General features: G+C 26.4%; 1 protein-coding gene. It reads left to right on the top strand.

The features are described 5' to 3' along the window. Positions 1-5: 5 nt before the first annotated feature. A partial coding sequence (locus WFZ85_RS16100; RefSeq protein WP_461782273.1) for a transposase family protein occupies positions 6-379 on the top strand: 374 nt, incomplete at its 3' end.

Raw genomic sequence — 379 nt, 5'->3', positions numbered from 1 at the left:
TATCTATGTCAAATATAGTAAAAAAATATTTAAGAGTTTTAGAAGTTATAAGTTCTTTGAATTGTGAATTAGAATTTAAATCAGGTGTTGGTAGAAAAGAAAAAATGTCTGATTTAGAAGTAGTTGCGCTGAGTTTAACAGCAGAATTTATGTCAATTGACAGTGAAAATTCTTTGTTTAAGGAGATAAATAATCAACAAATCCCTAATTTAATTGAACGAAGTCAGTTCAATAAAAGAAGGCGAAAATTGTTTTTATTTTTAGAAGAAGTTAGAATAAAACTTGCTTCACATTTTTTAGAATTTGAAGATTATTTCATCGTTGATAGTATGCCATTAGAGATATGCAAATTTGCTCGTCACAACAGAATTAAAATTTG

Origin of the sequence: Flavobacterium aureirubrum, from assembly GCF_038739835.1 — a bacterium.
GTDB lineage: Bacteria > Bacteroidota > Bacteroidia > Flavobacteriales > Flavobacteriaceae > Flavobacterium > Flavobacterium aureirubrum.
Note: the sequence above shows the minus strand (reverse complement) of the source record. Positions and strands in the feature narration are given on the sequence as shown.